The following is a 3,965-nucleotide window of genomic DNA, read 5'->3' on the forward strand; positions in this document are numbered from 1 at the left end:
GGTTCTCGACCGCGGCGATGACCGCGACGCCGTCCGCAGAGGTCTCCTCGACCTGCCGGGCATCGGCCCGTGGACGGCCGACTACATCGCGATGCGGGCACTCGGTCACCCCGACGTCCTCCTCGACACCGCCTCGTGGCCCGGGACATGCAGGGTCGCTTCGTGCTCGGCCCCCGCCTGGCCGAGCTCTCCGCCGCCGCCGGCGAGGACCGCCTGCTGGCTGCCGCCGGTCCGGTGCTCGCCCGACTGCGCGACATCACCGGCGAGTCGGCCCAGCTGTGGCGCCGCCAGGGCGACCACCGCGTCTGCGTCGCGGCCGCCGAGCGGCCCTCCGGCCTGCGCGACACCATCCCCATCGGATCGCAGCTGACGATGCGCGCCGGCTCGGCCGCGCAGGTGCTGCTGGCGTGGGAGGACCCGGAGCGCATGCACCGTGGTCTGCTCAATGCCGCCTTCTCGGCGACCGCCCTCTCCGGTATCCGGCGCCGCGGCTGGGCCCAGTCCATCGGTGAGCGCGAGCAGGGCGTCGCCTCGGTGTCGGCCCCGGTGCGCTCCCCCGGCGGCAAGATCATCGCCGCGGTCTCCGTGTCGGGCCCGCTCGAGCGCCTCTCGCGTCAACCCGGTCGGATGCACGCGCCCGCCGTACTCGCTGCCGCCGATCGGCTCTCGGAGTCCCTTCGCCGCGCAGCCGCCGACTGAGTCAGCCAGATCGGGCTCAGAACAGCGCGTCCTGCTCCAGCTCGAGCAACGTCTGCTTGCGCTCGATGCCACCCGCGTAGCCGGTGAGCGTGCCGTCGGCGCCGATCACGCGGTGGCACGGGATGACGATCGGGATCGGGTTGCGACCGTTGGCCGTCCCGACTGCCCGACTGGCCGCGTTGGTCAGGCCGAGGCGGCCGGCGATCTCGCCGTACGACGCGGTGTCGCCGTACGCGATCTTGCTGAGCTGGTCCCAGACCCGCTGCTGGAAGTCGGTGCCGCGGGGGGCGAGGGGCAGATCGAAATCTGTGAGGTCGCCGTCGAAGTAGGCCCGCAGCTGTCGGACCGCCTCGGCCAGGACCGGGTGGTCGTCGGTACGCGCGCCGAGCGGTCGGCCGTCGGCGGGCTGCCTGAACGGAGAGAACTCGATGGCGCTGATCTTGCCATCGCGCTCGACGATCCGCAGGTCGCCGATGGGTGAGGGCAACACGGTCCACATGTCAGTTGACTCCTTGGGTCTGCGAGAGAGAGTGCCAGAGATGGCTCTGGGCGTAGGACCGCCAGGGCCGCCAGGTCTGGCTGTCCAGGTCGGCGGGGGCGTCCAATCGGCGGAGCGCGTCACGCGTGCCCAGGTCGGTGTCGAGGAGGACGTCGGGGTGGCCGAGTGCGCGCATCGCGATGTAGTCGGCCGTCCAGGGGCCGATGCCCGGCAGGTCGAGGAGACCTCTGCGGACGGCGTCGCGGTCATCGCCGCGGTCGAGAACCACGACGCGATCGGCCAGCGCGCGACACAGCCCGGTCAGGGCCCGCCCCCGCGCGCGCGGCATCGGCAGGTCCTCCGAATCGATCGAGGCCAGGGCATCCATGGACGGGAACAGGTGCGTGAGTCCGGGGACCGTGGTCTGGATCTCGGTGCCGTGCGCGCTCGTCAGCCGGGCGGCGATGGTGCGCGCGCCAGCCACGCTGACCTGTTGGCCCAGCACGGCGCGGACGGCGATCTCGTTGCCGTCGACGTGTCCGGGCACGCGCAGTCCGGGCGTCCTCCGGACCAACGGACCAAGGACCTTGTCGCCCGCGAACGCGTCGGCCACGGCCAGCGGATCGCAGTCGGCGTCGAGGAGGCGGCGTGCCCGCTCGACCGCAGCGGCGGTGTCACGCAGGTCGGTGAGGGCGAGCTCTGCACGGACGAAGGCGGTGGTCCCCCCGTCCACGACGTCGGGCAGCGTGAGCCTGATGGTGCCCGGCCCGTGCGGCAGGGCGATGGTGCGGGCGTACGTCTCGCCGTCGACGACCTCGACGCCGGGGATGGCGCGCAGGGCGAGGAAGTCGAGCAACGCCCCGCCGGCGTAGGGCGTGCGCACGGGAAGCCGCATCGCCCCGGCGCCGTCGGCGACTCCGGGCCCGCCGCGCCGGCCGCGGAGCCCGGTCGGAGAAGCGGCGTACACCTCTCGCACGGTCTCGTTGAACTGACGGATGCTGCTGAAGCCGGCGGCGAACGCCACCTCGGTGAAGCTCATGTCGGTGGTCTCGATCAGGATGCGCGCGGTCTGGGCGCGGCGCGCGCGGGCCAGGGCGAGCGGGCCGGCGCCGAGCTCCTGGGTGAGCAGTCGCCCGAGGTGGCGGGGCGTGTAGCCGACCCGGGCCGCGAGGCCGTCCACGCCCTCCCGGTCGACCAGGCCGTCAGCGATCAGCCGCATCGTGCGCCCGGCCACGTCGGCGGCGACGTCCCAGTCGGGGCTTCCGGGAGTCGCGTCGGGCAGGCACCTCTTGCAGGCCCGGAAGCCGGCCCCCTGGCAGGCGGCCGCGGTGGGTCGGAACGTGACGTTGACAAACCCGGGGGTGCGGGCGGGGCAGCTCGGGCGGCAGTAGATCCCGGTGGTGGCGACGCAGGTGTAGAACACCCCGTCGAAGCGGCGGTCCTTGCTCTTCACTGCCCGATAGCAGGACTCGGGGTCGAGGTCGGTGCGCTGCATGGGACCCAGTCTGGCGGAGACAGGACGCTGGTTCCAGCGGAAATCGGACACCGCGACGGAGTATCGAAAAGAAAGAAGGCCGTCGGAGTTGGCCGTGGATCGTCAGGCGCAGTCGCCGCACACGTCGACGGCCGGTGAGTCACGTCGAGACGCATGCTGGACGAGGAAGCAGGACGTGCAGGTGAACTCGTCGTTCTGCCTCGGGGTGACCTCGATGGAGAGGATCTCGTCGGAGAGATCGGCGCCGGGAAGCTCATACGACTCGGCAAGCTCGGTCTCGTCCTCGTCGATCTTCCCCGAGGTCTTGTCCTGCTCGCCCGAGGTGAGGCGGCGGGCCTCCCGGCTCTCCTCCTTCTGTTCGTCTTCGGTCTTGCGGGATGCGTCATAGTCGGTGGCCATGCGGAGGTCCTCTCGGTGGGAGCGCGAATCGTAGACCCCGATGCCCTCGCGGCCCACATGCTGGCCGTTGCGAGGGGCAGCAGGCGCACGACGCCGACCGCCTCGCTCCTGCTCCGCCGAGGACTATCGCAGGATCAAGCGGCACGTCTAGTCGCGGTCGGGGTCGTACAGCCCGGTCAGGCGCCCATCGGGGTCCAGTCGCGTCAGCAGTGCGTCGCCGATGCTCCGCAGCTCCGCCAGCTGGGTGGACGTGAGTGGCTCGAGAACGTGGCGGCGCACGGTGTCGACGTGCCCGGGGGCCGCGGCGACGACGGCGTCCCAGCCGGCGACGGTGAGTCGGGCGTTCGTGGCCCGTCCGTCCTCAGGGCACGGGAATCGCTCCACCAGGCCACGATCCTCCAGTCGCTGTACGACGTGCGAGAGCCGCGGCAGCGTGGCGTTGGTGCGCTGCGCCAGCGACGTCATGGGCCACGAGTTCTCCGGCGTGGTGACCGAGGTCGGCACGGGGGTGAGTGACGTCCAGGAGAGCGACAACGTCACGATCGAGCCCATCTATCGCTGCGGTGAGTGCCGTCCCTGCCTGAGCGGTCGCTACAACCTCTGTCTGAAGATCGGCTTCCACGGGCTGATGGAGGACGGCGGAATGGCGGAGTACACCGTCGTGCCCCGCAACCAGCTGCACCATCTCCCCGATTCGGTGTCGCTCGAGATGGGCGCGCTCGTCGAGCCGATGTCGGTGGCCTTCCACGCCGCCAAGCTTGCGGAGGTGACGGACCAGAGCTCCGCCCTCGTGTACGGCGCCGGTCCGATCGGTATGGCGCTACCGCCGTGAGAGGGCGACTGAGGGGTCACCGGACGACGTTGACAATCATTGAAACCGCAGGTCAGAGCCAC

Annotated in this window: 5 protein-coding genes and 1 pseudogene; 2 read left to right on the forward strand and 4 right to left on the reverse strand. The window is 71.3% G+C overall.

Features of this window, described 5'->3' with window-relative positions:
* Window positions 1-126: 126 nt before the first annotated feature.
* Window positions 127-699 (forward strand): annotated as a pseudogene (locus RMO85_RS05480) (IclR family transcriptional regulator); the annotation flags it as partial.
* A gap of 16 nt (window positions 700-715) precedes the next feature.
* Here RMO85_RS05480 and RMO85_RS05485 read toward each other — a convergent pair.
* From RMO85_RS05485 to RMO85_RS05500, 4 genes are all read right to left on the reverse strand, one after another.
* Window positions 716-1,198, reverse strand: coding sequence for a methylated-DNA--[protein]-cysteine S-methyltransferase (locus RMO85_RS05485; protein ID WP_310527113.1), 483 nt, complete (start codon window positions 1,196-1,198; stop codon window positions 716-718).
* Window position 1,199: 1 nt separating this feature from the next.
* Window positions 1,200-2,672 carry an AlkA N-terminal domain-containing protein gene (locus tag RMO85_RS05490; protein ID WP_310527115.1) on the reverse strand — a complete coding sequence of 491 codons (1,473 nt, stop codon included), beginning with the start codon at window positions 2,670-2,672 and terminating at the stop codon, window positions 1,200-1,202.
* Between the two features lie 102 nt (window positions 2,673-2,774).
* Window positions 2,775-3,071 carry a DUF4193 domain-containing protein gene (locus RMO85_RS05495; protein ID WP_310527118.1) on the reverse strand — a complete coding sequence of 99 codons (297 nt, stop codon included), beginning with the start codon at window positions 3,069-3,071 and terminating at the stop codon, window positions 2,775-2,777.
* 147 nt (window positions 3,072-3,218) lie between these two features.
* Window positions 3,219-3,536, reverse strand: a complete 318-nt coding sequence (locus RMO85_RS05500; protein WP_310527125.1) for a MarR family transcriptional regulator — start codon at window positions 3,534-3,536, stop codon at window positions 3,219-3,221.
* Here RMO85_RS05500 and RMO85_RS05505 point away from each other — a divergent pair.
* Window positions 3,514-3,903 (forward strand): alcohol dehydrogenase catalytic domain-containing protein, encoded by a 390-nt coding sequence (locus tag RMO85_RS05505; RefSeq protein ID WP_310527129.1) that lies wholly within the window; start codon window positions 3,514-3,516, stop codon window positions 3,901-3,903. The two genes, RMO85_RS05500 and RMO85_RS05505, sit on opposite strands and share 23 nt — an antisense overlap.
* Window positions 3,904-3,965 lie beyond the last annotated feature (62 nt).

It is taken from the genome of Nocardioides sp., assembly GCF_031422975.1.
Lineage (GTDB): Bacteria > Actinomycetota > Actinomycetes > Propionibacteriales > Nocardioidaceae > Nocardioides.